General features: G+C 59.3%; 20 protein-coding genes and 1 riboswitch. Of the genes, 10 read left to right on the top strand and 10 right to left on the bottom strand.

Translation table 11 applies throughout. The annotated features are described in order from the left end of the window. The first annotated feature begins 100 nt into the window (after positions 1 to 100). From rpoC to EKL15_RS22750, 4 genes are all read left to right on the top strand, one after another. A complete protein-coding gene (gene rpoC / locus EKL15_RS22765; protein ID WP_047729347.1) occupies positions 101 to 4,324 on the top strand; it encodes a DNA-directed RNA polymerase subunit beta' in 4,224 nt (1,407 codons plus the stop codon). A gap of 167 nt (positions 4,325 to 4,491) precedes the next feature. Beyond that, positions 4,492 to 4,938, top strand: coding sequence for a GNAT family N-acetyltransferase (locus EKL15_RS22760; RefSeq protein ID WP_049202132.1), 447 nt, complete (start codon positions 4,492 to 4,494; stop codon positions 4,936 to 4,938). Next, positions 4,938 to 5,402, top strand: a complete 465-nt coding sequence (locus EKL15_RS22755) for an oxidoreductase (protein WP_049202133.1) — start codon at positions 4,938 to 4,940, stop codon at positions 5,400 to 5,402. Before EKL15_RS22760 ends, EKL15_RS22755 begins: the two co-directional genes overlap by 1 nt. Position 5,403: 1 nt before the next feature. Next, positions 5,404 to 6,678: a sensor histidine kinase KdpD gene (locus tag EKL15_RS22750; protein WP_089186687.1), complete on the top strand. Its 1,275-nt coding sequence runs from the start codon at positions 5,404 to 5,406 to the stop codon at positions 6,676 to 6,678. Here EKL15_RS22750 and EKL15_RS22745 read toward each other — a convergent pair. The 8 genes from EKL15_RS22745 to EKL15_RS22710 form a co-directional block, all read right to left on the bottom strand. Continuing rightward, the gene (locus EKL15_RS22745; RefSeq protein ID WP_232734454.1) at positions 6,664 to 7,359 is read right to left on the bottom strand and encodes a response regulator; all 696 of its coding nucleotides are present in this window, start codon (positions 7,357 to 7,359) and stop codon (positions 6,664 to 6,666) included. The genes EKL15_RS22750 and EKL15_RS22745 overlap by 15 nt on opposite strands. A gap of 814 nt (positions 7,360 to 8,173) precedes the next feature. Continuing rightward, the gene (thiH, locus tag EKL15_RS22740; protein WP_100397146.1) at positions 8,174 to 9,307 is read right to left on the bottom strand and encodes a 2-iminoacetate synthase ThiH; all 1,134 of its coding nucleotides are present in this window, start codon (positions 9,305 to 9,307) and stop codon (positions 8,174 to 8,176) included. Beyond that, positions 9,307 to 10,086 (bottom strand): thiazole synthase, encoded by a 780-nt coding sequence (locus EKL15_RS22735; protein WP_100397145.1) that lies wholly within the window; start codon positions 10,084 to 10,086, stop codon positions 9,307 to 9,309. The genes thiH and EKL15_RS22735 overlap by 1 nt, the downstream gene beginning before the upstream one ends. A gap of 1 nt (position 10,087) precedes the next feature. Beyond that, the gene (thiS, locus tag EKL15_RS22730) at positions 10,088 to 10,288 is read right to left on the bottom strand and encodes a sulfur carrier protein ThiS (protein ID WP_016929423.1); all 201 of its coding nucleotides are present in this window, start codon (positions 10,286 to 10,288) and stop codon (positions 10,088 to 10,090) included. After that, positions 10,285 to 11,034 (bottom strand): HesA/MoeB/ThiF family protein, encoded by a 750-nt coding sequence (locus EKL15_RS22725; RefSeq protein ID WP_084826980.1) that lies wholly within the window; start codon positions 11,032 to 11,034, stop codon positions 10,285 to 10,287. The genes thiS and EKL15_RS22725 overlap by 4 nt, the downstream gene beginning before the upstream one ends. Next, the gene (thiE, locus tag EKL15_RS22720) at positions 11,027 to 11,677 is read right to left on the bottom strand and encodes a thiamine phosphate synthase (protein ID WP_197757710.1); all 651 of its coding nucleotides are present in this window, start codon (positions 11,675 to 11,677) and stop codon (positions 11,027 to 11,029) included. The genes EKL15_RS22725 and thiE overlap by 8 nt, the downstream gene beginning before the upstream one ends. Continuing rightward, on the bottom strand, positions 11,670 to 13,619 hold the full coding sequence (thiC, locus tag EKL15_RS22715; RefSeq protein ID WP_084826979.1) for a phosphomethylpyrimidine synthase ThiC: 1,950 nt from the start codon (positions 13,617 to 13,619) through the stop codon (positions 11,670 to 11,672). The genes thiE and thiC overlap by 8 nt, the downstream gene beginning before the upstream one ends. Before the next feature lie 114 nt (positions 13,620 to 13,733). Next, positions 13,734 to 13,858: riboswitch (TPP riboswitch) on the bottom strand. Between the two features lie 39 nt (positions 13,859 to 13,897). Further along, positions 13,898 to 14,401, bottom strand: coding sequence for an Rsd/AlgQ family anti-sigma factor (locus EKL15_RS22710; RefSeq protein ID WP_048232444.1), 504 nt, complete (start codon positions 14,399 to 14,401; stop codon positions 13,898 to 13,900). 101 nt (positions 14,402 to 14,502) lie between these two features. Here EKL15_RS22710 and nudC point away from each other — a divergent pair, with 101 nt between their 5' ends. The 6 genes from nudC (at position 14,503) to EKL15_RS22680 (ending at position 18,878) form a co-directional block, all read left to right on the top strand. Beyond that, entirely contained in the window at positions 14,503 to 15,270 is a 768-nt protein-coding gene (gene nudC, locus EKL15_RS22705) for an NAD(+) diphosphatase (RefSeq protein ID WP_060425367.1), read from the top strand. Positions 15,271 to 15,308: 38 nt separating this feature from the next. Continuing rightward, positions 15,309 to 16,373, top strand: a complete 1,065-nt coding sequence (gene hemE / locus EKL15_RS22700) for a uroporphyrinogen decarboxylase (protein ID WP_033636735.1) — start codon at positions 15,309 to 15,311, stop codon at positions 16,371 to 16,373. A 9-nt stretch (positions 16,374 to 16,382) separates the two neighbouring features. After that, on the top strand, positions 16,383 to 17,069 hold the full coding sequence (gene nfi / locus EKL15_RS22695) for a deoxyribonuclease V (protein ID WP_038872943.1): 687 nt from the start codon (positions 16,383 to 16,385) through the stop codon (positions 17,067 to 17,069). Between the two features lie 48 nt (positions 17,070 to 17,117). Beyond that, positions 17,118 to 17,708, top strand: a complete 591-nt coding sequence (locus EKL15_RS22690) for a YjaG family protein (RefSeq protein ID WP_025160203.1) — start codon at positions 17,118 to 17,120, stop codon at positions 17,706 to 17,708. Positions 17,709 to 17,897: 189 nt separating this feature from the next. Beyond that, positions 17,898 to 18,170, top strand: coding sequence for a nucleoid-associated protein HU-alpha (hupA, locus tag EKL15_RS22685; RefSeq protein WP_004929874.1), 273 nt, complete (start codon positions 17,898 to 17,900; stop codon positions 18,168 to 18,170). A 36-nt stretch (positions 18,171 to 18,206) separates the two neighbouring features. Further along, positions 18,207 to 18,878: a DUF1481 domain-containing protein gene (locus EKL15_RS22680; protein ID WP_084826978.1), complete on the top strand. Its 672-nt coding sequence runs from the start codon at positions 18,207 to 18,209 to the stop codon at positions 18,876 to 18,878. Positions 18,879 to 18,927: 49 nt separating this feature from the next. Here EKL15_RS22680 and purD read toward each other — a convergent pair whose 3' ends face one another. Next, positions 18,928 to 20,211 carry a phosphoribosylamine--glycine ligase gene (gene purD, locus EKL15_RS22675; RefSeq protein WP_060425337.1) on the bottom strand — a complete coding sequence of 428 codons (1,284 nt, stop codon included), beginning with the start codon at positions 20,209 to 20,211 and terminating at the stop codon, positions 18,928 to 18,930. Between the two features lie 48 nt (positions 20,212 to 20,259). Beyond that, positions 20,260 to 21,849, bottom strand: a complete 1,590-nt coding sequence (purH, locus tag EKL15_RS22670; protein WP_087762900.1) for a bifunctional phosphoribosylaminoimidazolecarboxamide formyltransferase/IMP cyclohydrolase — start codon at positions 21,847 to 21,849, stop codon at positions 20,260 to 20,262. Positions 21,850 to 22,331 lie beyond the last annotated feature (482 nt).

Genomic DNA, 22,331 nt, shown 5'->3' with positions numbered 1-22,331 from the left:
CTCCCCGCCTAAGGGAGCCTGAGGGTGGTTGTTCAGGTCACACGGGTACCTACTGCGGTTGTGGGTACCCAACAGGTTTAACTCCGACAGGAGCCAATCCGTGAAAGACTTATTGAAGTTTCTGAAAGCGCAAACTAAGACCGAAGAGTTTGATGCGATCAAGATTGCTCTGGCCTCGCCAGACATGATCCGTTCGTGGTCGTTCGGTGAAGTTAAGAAGCCGGAAACCATTAACTACCGTACGTTCAAACCAGAACGTGACGGCCTTTTCTGCGCCCGTATCTTCGGGCCGGTAAAAGATTACGAGTGCCTGTGCGGTAAGTACAAGCGCTTGAAACACCGCGGCGTGATCTGTGAGAAGTGCGGCGTTGAAGTGACCCAGACCAAAGTGCGTCGTGAGCGCATGGGCCACATCGAGCTGGCTTCGCCGACCGCGCACATCTGGTTCCTGAAATCGCTGCCATCCCGCATCGGTTTGCTGCTGGATATGCCGCTGCGTGACATCGAACGCGTACTGTACTTCGAATCCTATGTGGTGGTCGAAGGCGGTATGACCAACCTCGAGCGCCGTCAGATCCTGACCGAAGAGCAGTATCTGGACGCGCTGGAAGAGTTCGGTGACGAATTCGACGCCAAGATGGGTGCGGAGGCTATTCAGGCCCTGTTGAAAAACATGGATCTGGAAGCCGAGTGCGAGCAGCTGCGTGAAGAGCTGAACGAAACCAACTCCGAAACCAAGCGCAAGAAGCTGACCAAGCGTATCAAGCTGCTGGAAGCGTTCGTACAGTCTGGCAACAAGCCAGAGTGGATGATCCTGACCGTGCTGCCGGTACTGCCGCCGGATCTGCGCCCGCTGGTTCCGCTGGATGGCGGTCGTTTCGCGACCTCGGATCTGAACGATCTGTATCGCCGCGTGATCAACCGTAACAACCGTCTGAAACGCCTGCTGGATCTGGCTGCGCCTGACATCATCGTGCGCAACGAAAAGCGTATGCTGCAAGAAGCGGTAGACGCCCTGCTGGATAACGGCCGTCGCGGTCGTGCCATCACCGGTTCCAACAAACGTCCTCTGAAATCTTTGGCCGACATGATCAAAGGTAAGCAGGGTCGTTTCCGTCAGAACCTGCTCGGTAAACGCGTTGACTACTCCGGCCGTTCCGTAATCACCGTAGGTCCATACCTGCGTCTGCATCAGTGCGGTCTGCCTAAGAAGATGGCGCTGGAGCTGTTCAAACCGTTCATCTACGGCAAGTTGGAGCTGCGTGGCCTGGCCACCACCATCAAAGCCGCCAAGAAAATGGTTGAGCGTGAAGAAGCCGTCGTTTGGGATATCCTGGACGAAGTGATCCGCGAACACCCGGTACTGCTGAACCGTGCACCAACCCTGCACCGTTTGGGTATCCAGGCGTTTGAACCGGTTCTGATCGAAGGTAAAGCGATCCAGCTGCACCCGCTGGTTTGTGCGGCCTATAACGCCGACTTCGATGGTGACCAGATGGCTGTTCACGTACCGCTGACGCTGGAAGCCCAGCTGGAAGCGCGTGCGCTGATGATGTCCACCAACAACATCCTGTCCCCAGCGAACGGCGAGCCAATCATCGTTCCTTCTCAGGACGTTGTACTGGGTCTGTACTACATGACCCGCGACTGTGTTAACGCCAAGGGCGAAGGCATGGTGCTGAACGGTTCCAAAGAAGCTGAGCGTGTTTACCGCGCCGGCCTGGCGTCTCTGCATGCGCGCGTTAAAGTGCGTATCACCGAAGACGTCAAAAACGCCGAAGGCGAATGGACTTCTCAGACCAGCATCATCGACACCACCATCGGCCGCGCCATCCTGTGGATGATCGTACCGAAAGGTCTGCCGTACTCGATCGTTAACCAGCCTTTGGGCAAGAAAGCGATCTCCAAGATGCTGAACACCTGTTACCGCATCCTGGGCCTGAAGCCGACCGTTATCTTTGCTGACCAGATCATGTACACCGGTTTTGCTTACGCAGCCCGTTCCGGCGCTTCCGTAGGTATCGACGACATGGTTATCCCGGCCAAGAAAGCGGAGATCATCGAAGAAGCGGAAACCGAAGTTGCCGAGATCCAGGAGCAGTTCCAGTCTGGTCTGGTTACCGCCGGCGAACGCTACAACAAAGTGATCGATATCTGGGCTGCAGCGAACGAACGCGTTGCGAAAGCGATGATGGAAAACCTGTCGGTAGAAGACGTGGTTAACCGTGACGGCGAAGTGGAACAGCAAGTTTCCTTCAACAGCATCTTTATGATGGCCGACTCCGGTGCGCGTGGTTCCGCCGCTCAGATTCGTCAGCTGGCCGGTATGCGTGGTCTGATGGCGAAGCCGGACGGCTCCATCATCGAAACGCCAATCACCGCGAACTTCCGTGAAGGTCTGAACGTACTCCAGTACTTCATCTCCACCCACGGTGCTCGTAAAGGTCTGGCGGATACCGCACTGAAAACCGCGAACTCCGGTTATCTGACCCGTCGTCTGGTTGACGTGGCGCAGGATCTGGTGGTGACCGAAGACGACTGTGGCACCCACGACGGCATCCTGATGACTCCGGTTATCGAAGGTGGCGACGTGAAAGAGCCGCTGCGTGAACGCGTTCTGGGCCGTGTGACGGCAGAAGACGTCCTCAAGCCGGGTACGGCGGACATTCTGGTGCCACGCAACACCCTGCTGAACGAGAAGGCGTGTGACCTGTTGGAAGAGAACTCTGTCGACAGCGTTAAAGTCCGTTCCGTGGTGAGCTGTGAAACCGACTTTGGTGTGTGTGCAAACTGCTACGGTCGCGACCTGGCACGTGGCCACATCATCAACAAAGGTGAAGCCATCGGCGTTATCGCGGCACAGTCCATCGGTGAGCCGGGTACACAGCTGACGATGCGTACGTTCCACATCGGTGGTGCGGCATCTCGTGCGGCTGCTGAATCCAGCATCCAGGTGAAAAACAAGGGTAGCCTCAAGCTGAGCAACGCGAAGTTCGTTATGAACGCCGCGGGCAAGCTGGTGATCACCTCGCGTAACACCGAACTGAAACTGATCGACGAATTCGGCCGTACCAAAGAAAGCTACAAGGTGCCTTACGGTGCCGTGATGGGCAAAGGCGACGGTGAAGAAGTTAACGGCGGCGAAACCGTTGCTAACTGGGATCCGCACACCATGCCGGTCATCAGTGAAGTCAGCGGCTTCATTCGCTTCGCGGACATGGTTGACGGCCAGACCATTACTCGCCAGACCGACGAACTGACCGGTTTGTCTTCTCTGGTCGTTCTGGACAGCGCAGAGCGTACCGGTAGCGGTAAAGACCTGCGTCCGGCACTGAAAATCGTTGACGCTCAGGGCGAAGACGTATTGATCCCAGGCACCGATATGCCAGCTCAATACTTCCTGCCGGGCAAAGCGATCGTTCAGCTGGAAGACGGCATTCAGATCGGTGCGGGTGATACCCTGGCGCGTATTCCTCAGGAATCCGGCGGTACCAAGGATATTACCGGTGGTCTGCCGCGCGTTGCCGACCTGTTCGAAGCACGTCGTCCGAAAGAGCCGGCAATCCTGGCTGAAATCAGCGGGATTATCTCGTTCGGTAAAGAGACCAAAGGCAAACGTCGCCTGGTGATCTCTCCGCTGGACGGCAGCGACGCTTACGAAGAGATGATTCCGAAATGGCGTCAGCTCAACGTGTTCGAAGGCGAAGTGGTGGAACGTGGTGACGTCGTTTCCGACGGCCCAGAGTCTCCGCACGACATTCTGCGTCTGCGTGGTGTGCATGCGGTTACCCGCTACATCACCAACGAAGTGCAGGAAGTTTACCGTCTGCAAGGCGTTAAGATTAACGATAAGCACATCGAAGTTATCGTTCGTCAGATGCTGCGTAAAGGCACCATCGTTAGCGCTGGTGGCTCCGAGTTCCTGGAAGGCGAGCAGGCTGAAGTGTCTCGCGTCAAGATTGCCAACCGTCAGCTGGAAGCTGAAGGTAAAATCGCGGCAACCTTCTCGCGCGATCTGCTGGGTATCACCAAGGCTTCCTTGGCGACCGAGTCCTTCATCTCCGCTGCATCGTTCCAGGAAACGACGCGCGTTCTGACCGAAGCTGCCGTAGCCGGCAAGCGTGATGAACTGCGTGGCCTGAAAGAGAACGTCATCGTGGGCCGTCTGATCCCAGCCGGTACCGGTTACGCTTATCATCAGGATCGCATGCGTCGTCGTGCTCAGGGTGAAGCGCCGGTTGTTCCGCAAGTCAGCGCGGAAGAAGCGACGGCTAACCTGGCCGAGCTGCTCAACGCAGGCCTGGGCGGCAGCGACGACGAGTAATCGTCATCCGCGCCGCGGGCCCGGCATGCCGGGCCCATCGCCAGATAAACCGCTCCCTCGGGGGCGGTTTTTTTTCGCCTCATGCCGGGGCCAAGCAAACTTTGCTACTATGGTTACAGCAGAAATTGACCGGCGCTTTTTACCAAACAACCAAGGACAGTGCGAACATGGACAGCCTCATTACCTTCGAAAAATTGACGGCGCAACACCTGCCTTACCTGTATGAGATCCGCTTTTCCGTTGAAGAAAACCTGCTGCACCCGCATCAGATCCAGTACCTGCAGCGTAAACAGGCGCTGGAGGACATCAACCAGGGCGGCGGCTGGATCTGCAAGCATGGCGACGACTATGCCGGCGTTGGCTTCGGGCTATTCATCCCTGAACCGCTGATCGGCGGTCTGTTCGTGAAGCCGGAATACCAGTCGAAGGGGATCGGCTCCGCCTTGCTGGCCCGGGTCACTCACTGGATGTTTGAGCACGGCGCCGAAGCGATCCACTTAACCACCGATCCTGGCTCCAAAGCCGAAGGCTTTTATCAACATCACGGCTGGGCCGTGGTCGGGCAGGATGAGTTCGGCCAGGCCGAACTGGTGAAACGTAAAGAGGGTGAATAATGACAATCAAAGGATTGATGACGTTACTGCTGCTTTCGCTGTTCAGTGCACCGTTGTATGCGGCCGTTGACTATTTTTACCTGAAACCGCTCGACGGCGAGAAGATCAAGATAACCCGGCAGATGCTGGAGGCGATGCCGGCGCACACGATTAAAACCTCGACCAATTTCACCCCGGAAGATACGTTCACCGGCGTTGAGTTTGCCGAGCTGGTGAAAGCCTATCACCTGAAAGGCCAGTCGGTGCGCGCTTTCGCCTGGGACGATTACTCCTACTCGATGCCGATAGACGAGATGATTAAATACCGCGTGATCGTCGCCTATCAGCGCGGTGGCAAGCCGATCGACGTTGGGGAGCTGGGGCCGTTCGCCATTATTTATCCGCGTGATGGCTACGCCGAGCTGAATAACCTGGATGTGAATGCGAAAACCGTCTGGCAAGTTAAACGGCTGGAGCTGAAATAAGATGAGCAAAAAACTGATCGGTACTCTTATCGCGTTGGTTGCCATCTTCTCCTTATTGATTTTGTTGATTGCCATTAACTTCGGCGGCGTAAAAGAGCGCTACAAGCAAATCGAGCCCAATCTGGACAACTACTCGGTGGCCGAGATCCTTTTTCTGGCGTTTGAAAGGACCAAAACCGCGCTGCTGCTCAGTGAAAACAACGACTACGACGCCTTCCAGATCAAAAAGAAAATCTTCTACTCGAAGATTCAGATCCTGGAGAGCCGTTCGACCTTCAGCGACTCTTTTTATTACGACGACGAGTTCATCAAGAATGTTGCGCTGCTGAAGCAGCAGTACCGCACGTTGGACGATCTCTCCGCCGGCTTGCTGGTGGGGCAGAAAAACAAGGCGGACATTCTCTCTTATATGGATGATATCGAGGGTACGCTGGTCGATATCCAGGAAATTATTTATCGGATACAGATTAAAAACTTTACCGAAGTGAAAGGCATCATTCAGGACAACTCGAGTAAAGCCGAGATGTTCGCCATCTTTTCGCTGATTTTGGTGTTCCTGATGATGTTTCTGGTGCTGAGGAATGCCTTCTCGTTGAAAGAGATCATCAAGAACAAGAACATCTTCATTTCTTCCATCTACCACGAGATCGCCGGCTCGACCCAGGCCATCGTCATTGCCGCAGATATCATGGAACACGAGCTGGCGCAGGAAGAGTTGAAAAAAGAAGCCCGCCTGATCTCCTATCACGGTAATAAGATCGCCGAGCAAACGCGCGAGGTGATGGATTATTCTCGGCTTGAGATGGGAGAAGTTAAAATCAATATTTCCACCTTCCGGCTGAATGAGGTGGTGGACGATGCCGTAACCGGCATCGGTGCCGGGCGCGGCAATCGCCTCGTGATTCACCGTTCGTCTTATGCCGGCCTGATTGCTTCTGATAAATACAAGCTCTACCGAATATTGGCCAACCTGCTCAGCAACGCGGACAAATTTACCCACCGGGGCGTGGTTACCCTCAATGTGAAGCTGTGCCACGGCAATCTGTATTTGCGGGTGAAAGATACCGGCATCGGGTTTAACGTCGATAACCTGGATCGGTTATATAAGGCGTTCAATCAGGGGGTCGAAAGGGAAACGCGGCAGGGGTTGGGGCTGGGGCTGACCATTATCAAAAATTACGTCACGACGATGAAAGGCACCATTAAAGCCAAATCCGTCGAAGGAGTGGGCTCATCGTTTTTGATCCGTATCCCGGTCAAACTAATTAAAGAATAGGTTCGACAGCAGCAGCGAGGAGATAATCAGCGGCTTGGTCGGTTTTTCCACCAGGTGCACGTCATAGTGCAGGATCATATCGCCGATGTTTTTCTCGTAGTGATTCAGCTGGCCGGTCAGAATAATAATGCGGGCGTGCGGATCGAGAACGTCTTTAATTTTTTTCACGACGCGTTCGGAGGTTTCGCCGAAATCCAACAGCCAGTCCAGAATAAACGCCTCAAAGGACTGCTGTTCCAGCGCGGCCAGCATGGCGTCCGCCGTCTGAAAGGTCTCAGTCTCGATGCCGTATCGGCTGGCGATCTTCTTCAACAGTTCGAGAATATCGCCGTCATTATCCAGGATCGCGATACGCGGGGCCGGCAGAAAGTCTATCTTGTTGACTTTGTACAGCGGCGCACCGGCGGCATGTTCCCGATTGGTGCTGATGATAAAAAGATCGTCTTTTTTGTAGGCGTAGGTTTCGTCGTTGTCCGCTTGCGTGACCGGGCACTCGTCGACCTCAATGTTGCAGCGCTTGTGAATGCTGTTCATGATAAAGACGCCGTTATGCGTCCTTTGGCCGGCAAAGGGCTCGTTGAAATACTGGAAAACCTTTTTGACTTCATCGAGGGTGATGCCTCTTTTGCCATCCAGTTTCTGTTTGGCGCTGTTGTACTGAAGGTTCAGTATGTTGGCCATCGTGGAGGCATGCTTTCTGTCGCCAACTCCTTTCAGAGTGAGCAACGCGCTGATTGCATCGATGTAATTTGGCGTTTTCTTCATGACAACCTTGGCTTTTTTGATGTTGACCGCAAGCGCTGAAAAACCTGCGCAAGAACCCGTGCTGGATTATAGATGATGCCCCGGAGCTTGCGGCGATATCAGTTTGATTTTCCTTAGCAAACTCAGAACACACTCGATACTAAATAAAAAAACACTCAAAAGACATTCACATTTAACCGTTTATGTGGTTAATTAGCGCACATACTGTGTGATTCGCGTCCTGGGGGGGTGCCAGTCTCACAAAATAAACCGCCTGCTCTTGTCCGTAAGCAGGGAGCAGGCGGCAAAAAGATCCGCGGCCAATACCAGGGCCATTGGCAGCACCGGGGATGACGACTCGAACCTCTCTTCGTCCTGTACCTTCTTTTTTCCTCTTTCCCCACTTTTCTGCCGCAACAGCGTCCTATGCGTCTCACCGCTGAGTGAGTGCCGAGCACCGCTAGGCCACAGTCCTTTAGCCGACAAGACAACCTGTCCGTACGCCCTTACAGGCCGCGATACGCCATATGCGCATTGCCGCAGGCGAGGGCCCGGCGTCGCGCAAGAGAATCTCCGGCGCGATCCGGGATGGGATAAGGCGGGGCCATCGAGAGGGAGACGGCCCCGGCCGGCGCCGGGTTTGGCGGTCGGCAAGGTCACTATAGCCGGCGGGCCTGCCGGCGCCAGCGCCACCGTTCGGCATTGCGCGGCCGTTCCAGCGTTTTCTTCACGCGGCGGTAAACGTTGCCGCTTATTGCGCGCTGCGTCCCAGATAATCGTCCCAGTCTTTCCACACCGGCTGCAGCCCGGCATTGCTGATGGCCTCGGCGACCTGCTGCGGCGTGCGGCCGTCGTGCGGCTCGAACTGTTCCAATTCCGGCGGTACGTCGTCGGCATAGCCGCCGGGCTGCGTCTTGGATCCGGCGCTGACGCTGTTGATCGCCACCGGGATCATATGATCGCGGAAGTACGGCGACTCACGCGTAGACAGCGACAGCTCAACGTCCGGCGCGAACAGCCGGAAGGCGCAGATCAGCTGCACCAGCTGAGGCTCGCTCATGATCGACGCCGGCTCAATGCCGCCGGCGCAGGGGCGCAGACGCGGGAACGAGATCGAGTAGCGGCTCTGCCAGTAGGTTTGCTGCAGGTAGAACAGATGTTCCGCCAGCAGGTAGCAGTCGGTGCGCCAACTGTTGGACAGGCCGATCAACGCGCCGAGGCCGATCTTGTCGATCCCGGCGCGCCCCAGGCGATCCGGCGTGGCCAGACGCCAATGGAAATCCTGCTTCTGGCCGCGTAAATGGTGCTGCAGATAGGTGGCCGGATGGTAGGTTTCCTGATAGACCAGCACGCCGTCCAGGCCCAGCGTTTTCAGTTCGGCGTACTCGTCCTGCGCCAGCGGCTGCACTTCCATCATCAGCGAGCTGAAGTGGCGGCGGATTGCCGGGATGTGCTGACGGAAATAGTCCATGCCGACCTTGGTCTGATGCTCGCCGGTGACCAGCAACAGGTGTTCGAACCCCAGCGCCTTGATGGCTTCGCACTCGCGTGAGATCTCCGCCGCATCGAGCGTTTTGCGCTTGATGCGGTTGCTCATCGAAAAACCGCAATAGGTACAGTCGTTGGCACACAGGTTAGAGAGGTACAGCGGCACATAGAAGCTGACGACGTTGCCGAAGCGCTGACGGGTCAGCTGCTGCGCGCGCTGCGCCAGCGGTTCCAGATACGGCGCGGCGGCGGGGGAGATCAGCGCCATAAAGTCGTCGCGCGTCAGCTTGTCGGCGTTCAACGCGCGTTCCACGTCGCGTGCGGTTTTGCCGTTGATGCGCAGCGTAATGTCGTCCCAATCCAGCTGTTGCCAGCGGCTACTGAAATTGTCGCCCATCACTGTGTCTCCTCTGGCTGGCTGAGGAAGGCGGTCAGCGGGCTTGAGGCGGCCGCACCGCGCTGGCTAGCGCCCAATCCGGCGCTGCGCGCCAGCTCGCCGGCCTCCAGCGCCAGGCGAAACGCCCGCGCCATTTGCACTGGGTCGCGCGCCACGGCGATGGCGGTATTCACCAGCACCGCGTCGGCCCCCAGTTCCATCGCTTCCAGCGCGTGGCTCGGCGCGCCGATGCCGGCGTCGACCACCACCGGTACCTTGGCCTGCTCGATGATGATCTCGAGGAAGTCACGGGTGCGCAGACCGCGGTTGGAGCCGATAGGGGCGCCGAGCGGCATCACCGCCGCGCAACCCACCTCTTCCAGCCGTTTGCACAGCACCGGATCGGCGCCGCAGTAGGGCAGCACCACAAAACCGTCTTTCACCAGCGTTTCCGCCGCCTTAAGCGTTTCTATCGGATCCGGCAGCAGGTATTTCACATCGGGATGGATCTCCAGCTTCACCCAGTGGGTGCCGAGCGCTTCACGCGCCAGCCGGGCGGCGAACACCGCTTCGGCGGCGGTTTTGGCGCCGGAGGTGTTGGGCAGCAGCCGGGCGCCCAACTGCTGCAGCGGCGCCAAAATGGCGTCGTTGCCGCCGCGCAGATCGACGCGCTTCATGGCCATGGTCACCAGCTGTGAGCCGGAGGCCGCCAGCGCCTCCAGCATTAACGCCGGGGTGGCGAACTTGCCGGTGCCGGTGAACAGGCGCGAGGTAAAAGTGGTATCGGCGATTTTCAGCATGTCAGCCTCCGGCGATCGCTTGAAACAGCAAAATGTCGTCACCGTCCTGCACCTGATGGTCAGCCCAGTCGGCGCGCGGGATGATGGTTTGATTAATCGCCAGCGCGGTGCCCGGCTGGTGGCGTTCCAACTGGGTCAGCAGGGCGGCGACGCTGAGCGGCTGCGCCAGCTCCAGCGGTTGGTCGTTCAGACGGATCTTCATGCCGCGCCTCCGCATACCGGGCAGGCGCGGGCCTGGCTCAGTTGCAGCGTGCTCCAGCTCTGCTGCTTGCCGTCGAACAGCCGCAGCTTACCGCTGAGGGAGGAAGGCATGCCGGCCAACATTTTGATGGCCTCCAGCGCTTGCAGGGTGCCGATCACGCCCACCACCGGGCCTAGCACCCCGGCGGTGCGGCAGTTGCGCTGCGGCTCTTCCTGATCCGGGTACAGGCAGGCGTAGCAGCCGTGCGCATAGGGCGGCTCGAGCACCAGCAGCTGGCCGCTGAAACCGACCGCGCTGCCGCTGATCAGCGGCTTGGCGGCGGCGATGCAGGCGGCATTGACCTCATGACGGGTCGCCATATTGTCGCAGCAGTCCAGCACCAGATCGGCGCGGGCGACCGCGTCGCGCAGCGCTTGCCCCTGCAGCCGCTGCGCCAGCGGGATGGATTCCACCAACGGGTTCAGCGCCTGCAGATGGCGTTGCGCCAGCGTCGCCTTGCCGGTGGCGGTATCGGCGCTGCGGTAGAGGATTTGCCGCTGCAGGTTGGTGACGTGCAGCTGGTCGTCGTCGGCCAACAGCAGCGTGCCGACGCCGGCGGCGGCCAGATACAGCGAAGCCGGGGAACCGAGCCCGCCCAAACCGACGATCAGCACCGTGGCGCGCTTGAGCCTCTCCTGGCCTTCCGGGCCGACGTCCTCCAGCAACAGCTGGCGGCTGTAGCGCAGGAATTCCTGATCGTTAAGCATCGTTCGGGCCCTCGCCTTCGATCAGCCGCAGCAGCTCGGCCGTCGCCGCACGCCAGTCCGGCGCCTGGGTGATGGCGCTGACCACCGCCACGCTGCCGACGCCGCACGCCAGCACTGCCGGTACGCGATCGATGCTGATCCCGCCGATCGCCACCGTCGGGTAATCCGCCAGGCCGGCGATGTGGCGTTTCAACTCCGTCAGCCCCTGCGGCGCCGAAGGCATATCTTTGGTTTGGGTGGGGAAGATGTGCCCCAGCGCGATGTAGGACGGTTTCACCGCCAGCGCGCGCGCCAGCTCCGCGTCGTCATGGGTGGACACGCCCAGCCGCAGCCCGGCGCGGTGAATGGCCGCCAGATCGGTGGTATCGAGATCTTCCTGGCCCAGATGTACGCCGTAGGCGCCGTGCTTGATCGCCAGCCGCCAATAGTCGTTGATGAACAGCCGCGCTTGATAACGCTGGCCCAGCGTGATGGCGGCAGCGATGTCCTCTTCGACCTGCTCATCCGGCAGATCCTTGATGCGCAGCTGGATCGTGGTGACGCCGGCCTCCAGCAGACGAGCGATCCATTCCACGCTGTCGACGACCGGGTAAAGCCCCAGTTTGTGGGGCGTAGCCGGGAAGGGGGTCGTGATATCAGTCATTGCTTGTCTCCTCTTGCAGGGTGCCGGCGCCGGCGCTGTGATACAGCTCGCTGCCGCGGGCGCGGAACTCGGCGGACATTTTCTCCATGCCGGTCAGCTGCACTTCGATCGGCTTGGCAGCTTCCTGGGCGGCGGCGTAGTCGCGCACCTCCTGCGAAATCTTCATCGAGCAGAATTTCGGCCCGCACATCGAGCAGAAGTGGGCGACCTTGCCGGATTCCTGCGGCAGGGTTTCGTCGTGATAGGCGCGCGCGGTGGCCGGATCGAGCGCCAGATTGAACTGATCTTCCCAGCGGAATTCGAAACGTGCCTTGGACATGGCGTTATCGCGGATCTGCGCGCCCGGATGGCCTTTGGCCAGATCGGCGGCGTGAGCGGCGATCTTATAGGTGATCAGGCCCTGCTTGACGTCTTCTTTGTTCGGCAGGCCGAGGTGCTCTTTCGGCGTGACGTAACACAGCATGGCGCAGCCGAACCAGCCGATCATTGCCGCGCCGATGCCGGAGGTGAAATGGTCATAGCCCGGGGCGATATCGGTGGTCAGCGGGCCGAGGGTGTAGAACGGCGCTTCGTGGCAGTGTTCCAGCTCTTCGGTCATGTTGCGGCGGATCATCTGCATCGGCACGTGGCCCGGGCCTTCGATCATCACCTGCACGTCGTATTCCCAGGCGATTTTGGTCAGCTCGCCCAGCGTATGCAGCTCGGCGAACTGGGCTTCGTCATTGGCGTCCTGAATCGAGCCGGGGCGCAGGCCGTCGCCGAGCGACAGCGAAACGTCGTAGGCGGCGCAGATCTCGCAGATTTCACGGAAATGCTGATAGAGGAAGTTTTCCTGATGGTGCGACAGACACCATTTGGCCATGATCGAGCCACCGCGCGACACGATGCCGGTCAGGCGTTTGGCGGTCATCGGCACGTAGCGCAGCAGCACGCCGGCGTGGATGGTGAAGTAGTCGACCCCTTGCTCCGCCTGTTCCAGCAGCGTATCGCGGAACATCGCCCAGGTGAGGTTTTCCGCCACGCCGTTGACCTTCTCCAGCGCCTGGTAGATCGGCACGGTGCCGATGGGCACCGGGCTGTTGCGCAGGATCCACTCGCGGGTTTCGTGAATATAGCGGCCGGTAGAGAGATCCATCACGGTGTCCGCGCCCCAGCGAGTGGACCACACCAGCTTCTCCACCTCTTCTTCGATCGACGACGTGACCGCCGAGTTGCCGATATTGGCATTCACCTTCACCAGGAAATTGCGGCCGATGATCATCGGCTCCGCCTCCGGATGGTTGATGTTGGCGGGAATGATGGCGCGGCCGGCGGCCACTTCCTGACGCACGAACTCCGGCGTGATGTTGTCCGGCAGGTTGGCGCCCCAGCTTTGGCCCGGATGCTGGTGGCGTAGCACCTCGCCGCGAATGCGCTCGCGCCCCATGTTTTCACGGATGGCGATGAACTCCATCTCTGGGGTGACGATACCGGCGCGGGCATAGTGCAGCTGGGTCACGCACTTGCCCGGCAGCGCCCTGCGCGGCAGCGGCAGATGTTCGAAGCGCAGGTGATCCAGCCCTTCGTCCGCCAGCCGCTGTTGGGTAAAGCCGGAACTGGCGCCGCTTAGGGTGGCGGTATCGCCGCGCGCGTCGATCCAGCCGGCGCGCAGCTTGGCCAGGCCGGCGTGCACGTCGAGCTCGGCCTGCGGATCGCCGTAGGGGCCGGCGGTGTCATACACCGGGATCGCCTCGTTGGGTTCATACTGTGGGTTGTCTTTGCTGCCGCCGAGCAGGGTCGGGCTGAGCTGAATTTCGCGCATCGGCACCTGGATATCGCTGCGCGAGCCCTGGAGATAGATGCGGCGTGAGTTCGGGAAAGCCATGCCTTGCAGGGTGTCGATAAACTGCTGGGCGGCTTCGCGTTGCGCTTTACGGGCGCGCGGTGGATTAACGTTAGACATAGCAAGTTCCTACCAGTGTGTTGGGTTGGGAAAGTTGCTTGTCTGGAGCTCGGAGGGAGTAATGATGGTGGCCGATAAGGCAGGGCGCCCGCAAGGGGAAGGCCGTGCCTGTGGCGATAGATTACTCTTGTTCCCTTCGCGGGTATTAACCCGATCAGGTTCCGCGGATCCCGAATTAACGGTCTCAGCCTGGCTGATTCGATGAACAAATCAGGCGCTAGGCACTCCGACAAGATGCCCCCCAGTATAGGAGGGATAAGAAAAAAAACTATAAAATTTTAACGCGCGGGATCCAGCGCCTGGTCCGGCAGCGGTTGCTGCGCGGCCTCCGCTTCCAGCTGGATCAGCTTATCTTCCAGCGCAAAGCGCGCCGCCAGCGTTTCGCCGATATCCGACAGGGCTTGGTGGAATTCCAGACAAACCTCCTGATCGATATCCACTTCGGTATAGCGATCGTGGAACGCCATGATCTGTTCGGTATTGGCCCACAGCTTGGGGTAGATGTTCACCGCCAGCGACATTTTCGGACTGGCTGCGCCTTCCACTTGTTTGATAATTCTGTCATAGATATGAAAATGCCCTGCGGAGAGGTAATCCACCAGGTTGTGGCAAAAGTTCTCCAGCGCTTTTTCATTCAGCGGCGTATGCTTTTCTTTATTCGGTTTGAGGCCTACCAGCGTGCAGTAGGCAACCAGCAACTGTTTGCGGGCCTGAAGCCATTGATCAACTAATTCATTACTACCGCCAACGCGCTGAGTCAGCCTTTCCAAACGGTTGAGCATGTTTGACTCCGTGTAAGTAATAAAAGTAACCGGTAAGTTATTAAAATGTAACAAAGCCGATTTGTAGAGTGCCAGTGAAGCTGAGGTTGTGCAACAACGATATGGAACTTGCATTAACGGGCAATGAAAACGGCTGGTGGATCGTCAGCCATGAAAGCAAACTTTGGTTACCGAACGGTGAATTGCCGTCGGGGACGGCCGCCGCTCTTGGGCTGCGGGGCCACATGGCGCGCACCATCGGTGAATGGGAGGGCGCGCCGGTCTGGCTGGTGCGCCAGGCGATGCCGCGGGAGATGGGATCGGTGCGTCAGCTGTTGGATCAGGATCGCGGTCTGTTCCAGCTTGCCGGGCGCGGCGTGCAGCTGGCGGATTTCTACCGCTCTCATCGCTACTGCGGCTATTGCGGCCATGAAATGCACCTCAGCCGCACCGAAAGCGCCTGTCTGTGCGGCCACTGCAAAGAGCGGTACTACCCGCAGATTGCACCCTGCGTGATCGTCGCCATTCGGCGCGACGATCAGATCCTGCTGGCGCAACACGTGCGTCATCGCGGTGGTATCCACACGGTGCTGGCCGGCTTCGTCGAAGTGGGCGAAACGCTGGAGCAGGCGGTGGCGCGCGAAGTGATGGAAGAGAGCAATATTGAAATCAAGAACCTGCGCTACGTCACTTCACAACCGTGGCCGTTCCCACACTCGCTGATGATGGCCTTTATGGCCGATTACCATCAGGGTGACATTCGCCACGATCCCAAGGAGCTGCTCAACGCCGGCTGGTATCGCTACGACCAGCTGCCGCTGTTGCCGCCACCCGGTACTGTGGCGCGCCGGTTGATTGAGGACACCGTGGCGCTGTGCCGGGCAGAATAATGTACAATAGCCGGCAGATTATTAAGGGAGCCCCATAAATGACTGAGTTGAAGAACGATCGCTACCTGCGCGCGCTGTTGCGCCAGCCGGTGGATGTGACCCCCGTATGGATGATGCGCCAGGCCGGTCGTTATTTACCGGAGTACAAGGCGACCCGCGCCCAGGCCGGTGATTTCATGTCGCTGTGCAAGAACGCGGAGCTGGCCTGCGAGGTCACGCTGCAGCCGCTGCGCCGCTATGCGCTGGACGCCGCCATCCTGTTCTCCGACATTCTCACCATTCCCGACGCCATGGGGCTCGGCCTGTACTTTGAAGCCGGCGAAGGCCCGCGTTTCAGCTCCCCCGTGACCTGCCGCGCCGACGTCGACAAGCTGCCGGTGTTCGATCCTGAAGTGGAGTTGGGCTATGTGATGAACGCGGTGCGCACCATTCGCCGCGAGCTGAAGGGCGAAGTGCCGCTGATCGGCTTCTCCGGCAGCCCGTGGACGCTGGCGACTTATATGGTCGAAGGCGGCAGCAGCAAAGCCTTCACCAAGTTGAAGAAGATGATGTATGCCGAACCGGCCACGCTGCACCTGTTGCTGGACAAGCTGGCGGACAGCGTGATCCTGTACCTCAATGCCCAGATTAAAGCCGGCGCGCAGTCGGTGATGGTGTTCGACACCTGGGGCGGCGTACTGACCGGGCGCGATTATCGCGAGTTCTCTTTGCACTACATGCACAAGATCGTCGACGGGCTGCTGCGTGAAAACGACGGTCGCCGCGTGCCGGTGACGCTGTTCACCAAAGGTGGCGGGCAGTGGCTGGAGGCGATGGCCGCCACCGGCTGCGATGCGCTGGGGCTGGATTGGACCACCGACATCGCCGACGCGCGTCGGCGCGTGGGCGACAAAGTGGCGCTGCAGGGCAATATGGATCCGTCGATGCTGTATGCCTCCCCGGCGCGCATCGCGGAAGAAGTGGAGACCATTCTGGCCGGTTTCGGCCACGGCAACGGCCATGTGTTCAACCTGGGCCACGGCATCCATCAGGATGTGCCGCCGGAGCACGCCGGCGCCTTCGTCGAGGCGGTACACGCGCACTCGGCGAAATACCACCGTTAAGGATCCGATGTGACCGATATGGCGGCCCTGCGCGCCGAACAGCTGCGGCGCGCGGCTGAAGTTATTCGCTACGACGATCTGCCGGCCGAACCGCCGGCCTTCATCGCCGGCGCCGACGTGGGCTTCGAACAAGAAGGGGCGGTGACGCGCGCCGCCATCGCCATCCTGCGCTATCCGTCGCTGGAGCTGGTGGAGTATCAGGTGGCGCGCATCGCCACCGTCATGCCCTACATCCCGGGCTTCCTGTCGTTTCGCGAATACCCGGCGCTGTTGGCCGCCTGGGGGCAGCTGCAGCAGAAACCGGGGCTGATCTTCGTCGATGGGCATGGCATTTCGCATCCGCGGCGTCTCGGCGTCGCCAGCCATTTCGGCCTGCTGGTCGATGTGCCGACCATCGGCGTGGCCAAGAAGCGCCTGTGCGGCAAATTTGCGCCGCTGGACGCCGCCGTCGGCGCGCTGGCGCCGTTGGAAGATAAGGGTGAACAGCTGGGCTGGGTGTGGCGCAGCAAGGCGCGTTGCAACCCGCTGTTCATCTCTACCGGGCATCGCGTGGGCGCCGACAGCGCGCTGGCGTGGGTGCAACGCTGTATGGCGGGCTACCGTTTACCGGAGCCGACCCGCTGGGCCGACGCCATCGCATCGCGTCGTCCGGCGTTTCAGCGGTGGTTGCAGCAGCATCCGGAGGTGTCGCCATGAGCGATTTCGGGTACACTGCGCCGCAGATAACGCGTAAGAGAGTAAAGCATGCTACGTAACCCGATTCATTTACGCCTGGAACGGCTCGAGGCCTGGCAACATTTGACCTTTATGGCCAGTTTGTGCGAGCGTATGTACCCGAATTACCAGATGTTCTGCAAACAGACCGAGTTCGGCGATCCGGCGGTTTATCGCCGCATTCTGGATTTGGTGTGGGAAACGCTGGTAGTGAAGGATGCCAAGGTCAACTTCGACAGCCAGCTCGAGAAGTTGGAAGAGGCGATTCCGTCGGCGGAAGATTACGATCTTTACGGCGTTTACCCGGCAATTGATGCCTGTATCGCATTAGGGGAACTGATCCATTCGCGGCTCGGCGGGGAGACGCTGGAGCACGCCATCGCCATCAGCGAAACATCGATTCGCACCGTGGCGATGTTGGAAATGACCCAAGCCGGTAAGGAAATGACCGACGAAGAGTTGGAAAGTTTGCCTGCGGTAGAGGAAGAATGGGACATTCAATGGGAAATTTTCCGCCTGTTGGACGCCTGTGAAGAGCGCGATATAGACCTGATCAAGGGGCTGCGATCCGACCTGCGAGAGGCGGGTGTCAGCAACATCGGGATAAATTTAGCGCAATAAGGCAACAAAACGTGATTTAACGCCTGATTTGTCATGCCTTAAGGCTTCACATCCGCACCCTGTCTGGTCTACATTTGGGGGGCGTAAAAAAAGTGGCTATCGGTGCGTGTATGCAGGAGAGTGCTGTCAATCGGCATATCCGTCGCACTCGATGCTTTGCAAACGATAAACACACTGTAAGGATAACTTATGAACAAGACTCAACTGATTGATGTAATCGCGGACAAGGCTGACCTTTCCAAAGCACAAGCTAAACTGGCTCTGGAATCCACCCTGGCTGCTATTACTGAGTCTCTGAAAGAAGGTGATGCAGTACAATTGGTTGGCTTCGGTACTTTCAAAGTAAACCATCGTAGCGAGCGCACTGGCCGCAACCCGCAGACTGGCAAAGAAATCAAAATCGCAGCAGCCAACGTGCCTGCGTTCGTTTCTGGCAAAGCACTGAAAGACGCTGTTAAATAAGACCGCGCCTCGGTGAAAAGATTAAACAGAGGGGCGATGGCGCCCCTTTTGTTTACTCGTCGGGCGCTCATGGCCGTAGGCATCGCCGTCGGCCTGAGCGCTTGCAGTTCCCATTCCGATATTCCCAGCTTTACCGCCAGCGGCTTTGTGGCCGATCAGGGCGTGATACGCCTGTGGCGTAAAGACGATGAGCAACATCGTCCGCAGGTGTTGGTCAGTGTCTACAGCCCTTACCGCGGTCCGGGTACCATCACCACGCTATACACCTATCAGGGCGACGTGCTGCGCCAAATCAAACGTAACGACGCCGATGGCGATCGCGACTCTATTCAACTGCGCTTTGCCGACGACGGCACGGTGAGCTTTATGCAGCGCCAGCTGGCGACACGCCGCGAACCGCTGACCCGCGATGAAATCGCCCTGTACCAATATCAGGCGCGGCGGATCCTCGAAGTGAGCAATGCGCTGCGCGCCGGCAAGGTGAAATTGCTGCAGGGGCATTGGATGCAGGGCGAGGTGCAAACCTGCGACGGCCAACGCATGAAACCGGGGCTGGATGCCGCCTCCATCGTCTGGATCGAGAAGCGTGCCCGCAGCAGCAGCCGGCCGGTGAGCGTTGCCTGGCTGGAAGCGCCCGAAGGCAGCGAACTGCTGCTGGTGGCGAACGACGACTTCTGCAGCTGGGAACCGAAAGAAGACCAGCTATAAAAAAGGCCCCGCGCTGCGGAGCCTCTCGTCATGACCTTATACGGTCAAATCACTTGCCGCGCGCAATCGCGCGATAACCGATGTCTTTGCGGCAGAAGCTGCCCGGCCACTCAATGCCTTCGGCCAGCTGGTAGGCACGTTGCTGCGCCTGCGCCACGGTGTCGCCCAGCGCGGTTACGCACAGCACGCGGCCGCCGCTGGTGACGACGTCATTGCCCTGCAGGCGTGTGCCGGCATGGAAGACCTTACCGTCGGCGCTTTCCTGCTGCGGCAATCCCTGGATAACTTCGCCGTTGCGATAGTCGCCCGGATAACCGCCGGCCGCCAGCACTACGCCGAGCGCAGGGCGTTCGTCCCAGTCGGAGCTTTTCTCGTTCAGGCGGCCTTCCGCGCCCGCCAGGCACAGTTCCACCAGATCGGAACGCAGGCGCAGCATGATGGGCTGGGTTTCGGGATCGCCAAAACGACAGTTGAACTCGATCACTTTCGGTTGGCCATCGGCGGCGATCATCAGGCCGGCGTACAGGAAGCCGACGTAGGTGTTGCCTTCCGCCGCCATGCCGCGCACCGTCGGCCAGATCACCTGGTCCATGGCGCGCCGGTGGATTTCGTCGGTCACGACCGGCGCCGGGGAGTAGGCCCCCATGCCGCCGGTGTTCGGGCCGGTATCGCCGTCGCCGACGCGTTTGTGGTCCTGGCTGGTGGCCATCGGCACCACGTTCTCGCCGTCGACCATCACGATGAAGCTGGCTTCTTCGCCGTCGAGGAACTCTTCCACCACGATGCGATGACCGGCGTCGCCGAAGGCGTTGCCGGCCAGCATGTCACGCACGGCTTCTTCCGCTTCCTGCAGCGTCATCGCGACGATTACGCCTTTACCGGCCGCCAGGCCATCGGCCTTGATGACGATCGGTGCGCCTTTGCGGCGCACATAGGCCAGTGCCGGCTCCACCTCGGTGAAGTTTTCATATTCGGCGGTCGGGATACGGTGGCGCGCCAGGAAATCCTTGGTGAAGGCTTTGGAGCCTTCGAGCTGCGCGGCGGCCTGTGACGGGCCGAAGATTTTCAGGCCGGCGGCCTGGAAGGCGTCGACCACGCCGATCACCAGCGGCGCTTCCGGCCCGACGATGGTCAGACCGATGTCATGGCTCTGGGCGAAAGCGACCAGAGCAGGGATGTCGGTGGCGGCGATCGCCACGTTTTCCAGATTGGCTTCCAGCGCGGTGCCGGCATTGCCCGGCGCAACGTAAACTTTATCCGCCAGCGGAGACTGGGCGGCTTTCCAGGCCAGCGCGTGCTCGCGCCCGCCGTTGCCGATAATCAAAATGTTCATCAGGGGCTCCACGAATGGCGTGCGCCGGAGCGCACGCGGCAAAAGGAATTAATGGCGGAAGTGACGCATGTCGGTAAAGATCATGGCGATGCCGTGTTCGTTGGCGGCGGCGATCACTTCGTCGTCGCGGATAGAGCCGCCCGGCTGGATCACGCAGGTAATGCCGACGGCCGCCGCGGCATCGATGCCGTCGCGGAACGGGAAGAAGGCGTCGGAGGCCATGGCGGACCCTTTCACCTCCAGCCCTTCGTCGCCCGCTTTGATGCCGGCGATCTTGGCGGAGTAAACGCGGCTCATCTGGCCGGCACCTATGCCGATGGTCATGTTGTCACGTGCATAGACGATGGCGTTGGATTTCACGAACTTGGCCACTTTCCAGCAGAACAGCGCGTCGCGCAGTTCCTGTTCGGTCGGCTGGCGCTCGGATACCACACGCAGATCGGCGGCGGTCACCATGCCCAGATCGCGATCCTGCACCAGCAGGCCGCCGTTGACGCGCTTGAAGTCCAGCCCCGCCACGCGTTGCTGCCACTGGCCGCAGGCCAGCACGCGCACGTTCTGCTTGGCGGCCAGCAGGGAGCGCGCTTCCTGGGTGACGTTTGGCGCGATGATCACTTCCACGAACTGGCGGCTGATGATCGCCTGCGCGGTGGCGGCATCCAGCTCGCGGTTAAAGGCGATGATGCCGCCAAAGGCGGAGGTCGGGTCGGTTTGGTAAGCGCGCTCGTAGGCGGCCAGTATGTCGTCGCCGATCGCTACGCCGCAAGGGTTAGCGTGTTTGACGATCACGCAGGCCGGCTCGGCGAACTCTTTCACGCATTCCAGCGCGGCGTCGGTATCGGCGATGTTGTTATAAGACAGCGCCTTGCCCTGCAGCTGCTCGGCGGTCGCGACGGACGCTTCCTTTACCTCTTCTTCTATATAGAAGGCGGCCTGCTGGTGGCTGTTCTCACCGTAGCGCATATCCTGCTTCTTGATGTAGTTGAGGTTCAGGGTACGCGGGAAGCGGCCGGACGGCTGTTCGGTCTCGCCGTGGTATGCCGGCACCAGCGTGCCGAAGTAGTTGGCGATCATGCTGTCGTAGGCGGCGGTGTGCTCGAAGGCCTTGATGGCGAGATCGAAGCGGGTGGCATAGCGCAGCGAGCCGTCATTGTTGTCCATCTCGGTAATGATGGCGGCGTAGTCGCTGCTCTTCACTACGATGGCAACGTCTTTATGGTTCTTGGCGGCGGAGCGCACCATGGTCGGGCCACCGATATCGATATTCTCGACCGCGTCTTCCAGCGAGCAATCCGGGCGCGCCACGGTTTGGGCGAACGGATACAGATTGACGACCACCATGTCGATAGGCTTGATGTCATGCTGATTCATGACGGCGTCGTCCTGGCCGCGGCGGCCGAGGATACCGCCGTGAACTTTCGGGTGCAGGGTCTTAACTCGTCCGTCCATCATTTCCGGGAAGCCGGTGTAGTCGGATACTTCGGTAACGGGCAGACCGGCGTCTGCCAGCAGGCGGGCGGTACCGCCGGTGGAGAGCAGTTCAACGCCGCGCTGGGAAAGCGCTTCGGCGAATTCAACGATACCGGCTTTGTCAGACACGCTGAGCAGGGCCCGGCGGATTGGACGAGGTTGTTGCATGGTTTTATCCCTTGGCTTTGAGTCGCAATTAAAGAGCGTTACGTGAATGTCCACCTCGTTCTCTCTATAAAGAAGGTTTTTTGCCTTATAAAGGGAGGGTCAGGCACATATTCAGGTAACGCCCCCATAAAAAGGGGGATCGTTTCGTCGCGGGGAATTGTAGCGAAAACGTTTGCGTGGCGCTCGTAAATTTTCCGTACAAATCGCATCTGTGGATAACACTGTGTGCAAGTGGGTATAAGGCGGGGTTTTGCTGTGGAATGCAGCGAACGATCGGTTTTGCTGAAAATACCTGTTGCGGCCTGCGAGGAACTCCCTATAATGCGCCTCCATCGACACGGAACATGTGAACAACTTCACAGAGTATCCGGGGGTCGCAGAGAAAAAATCCTGAAAATTAGGGTTGACTCTGAAAGAGGAAAGCGTAATATACGCCACCTCGAGTTAGCAAGCGAAAGCGCCTAACTCACTGCTCTTTAACA

The organism is Serratia sp. 4542 (genome assembly GCF_016805595.1).
Lineage (GTDB): Bacteria > Pseudomonadota > Gammaproteobacteria > Enterobacterales > Enterobacteriaceae > Serratia > Serratia nevei.
Note: the sequence above shows the minus strand (reverse complement) of the source record. Positions and strands in the feature narration are given on the sequence as shown.

What these genes read in the sequence shown, in the direction of transcription:
- EKL15_RS22725 (WP_084826980.1), bottom strand. Translation starts at nt 11,034, where the DNA reads ATGCTTAACGATCAGGAATTCCTGCGCTACAGCCGCCAGCTGTTGCTG.
- EKL15_RS22760 (WP_049202132.1), top strand. Translation starts at nt 4,492, where the DNA reads ATGGACAGCCTCATTACCTTCGAAAAATTGACGGCGCAACACCTGCCT.
- EKL15_RS22755 (WP_049202133.1), top strand. Translation starts at nt 4,938, where the DNA reads ATGACAATCAAAGGATTGATGACGTTACTGCTGCTTTCGCTGTTCAGT.
- thiH (WP_100397146.1), bottom strand. Translation starts at nt 9,307, where the DNA reads ATGGGCGACAATTTCAGTAGCCGCTGGCAACAGCTGGATTGGGACGAC.
- EKL15_RS22680 (WP_084826978.1), top strand. Translation starts at nt 18,207, where the DNA reads ATGGCGCCCCTTTTGTTTACTCGTCGGGCGCTCATGGCCGTAGGCATC.
- thiE (WP_197757710.1), bottom strand. Translation starts at nt 11,677, where the DNA reads ATGACTGATATCACGACCCCCTTCCCGGCTACGCCCCACAAACTGGGG.
- EKL15_RS22710 (WP_048232444.1), bottom strand. Translation starts at nt 14,401, where the DNA reads ATGCTCAACCGTTTGGAAAGGCTGACTCAGCGCGTTGGCGGTAGTAAT.
- EKL15_RS22750 (WP_089186687.1), top strand. Translation starts at nt 5,404, where the DNA reads ATGAGCAAAAAACTGATCGGTACTCTTATCGCGTTGGTTGCCATCTTC.
- EKL15_RS22745 (WP_232734454.1), bottom strand. Translation starts at nt 7,359, where the DNA reads ATGGCCAACATACTGAACCTTCAGTACAACAGCGCCAAACAGAAACTG.
- hupA (WP_004929874.1), top strand. Translation starts at nt 17,898, where the DNA reads ATGAACAAGACTCAACTGATTGATGTAATCGCGGACAAGGCTGACCTT.
- hemE (WP_033636735.1), top strand. Translation starts at nt 15,309, where the DNA reads ATGACTGAGTTGAAGAACGATCGCTACCTGCGCGCGCTGTTGCGCCAG.
- thiC (WP_084826979.1), bottom strand. Translation starts at nt 13,619, where the DNA reads ATGTCTAACGTTAATCCACCGCGCGCCCGTAAAGCGCAACGCGAAGCC.
- purH (WP_087762900.1), bottom strand. Translation starts at nt 21,849, where the DNA reads ATGCAACAACCTCGTCCAATCCGCCGGGCCCTGCTCAGCGTGTCTGAC.
- thiS (WP_016929423.1), bottom strand. Translation starts at nt 10,288, where the DNA reads ATGAAGATCCGTCTGAACGACCAACCGCTGGAGCTGGCGCAGCCGCTC.
- EKL15_RS22735 (WP_100397145.1), bottom strand. Translation starts at nt 10,086, where the DNA reads ATGCTGAAAATCGCCGATACCACTTTTACCTCGCGCCTGTTCACCGGC.
- EKL15_RS22690 (WP_025160203.1), top strand. Translation starts at nt 17,118, where the DNA reads ATGCTACGTAACCCGATTCATTTACGCCTGGAACGGCTCGAGGCCTGG.
- nudC (WP_060425367.1), top strand. Translation starts at nt 14,503, where the DNA reads ATGGAACTTGCATTAACGGGCAATGAAAACGGCTGGTGGATCGTCAGC.
- purD (WP_060425337.1), bottom strand. Translation starts at nt 20,211, where the DNA reads ATGAACATTTTGATTATCGGCAACGGCGGGCGCGAGCACGCGCTGGCC.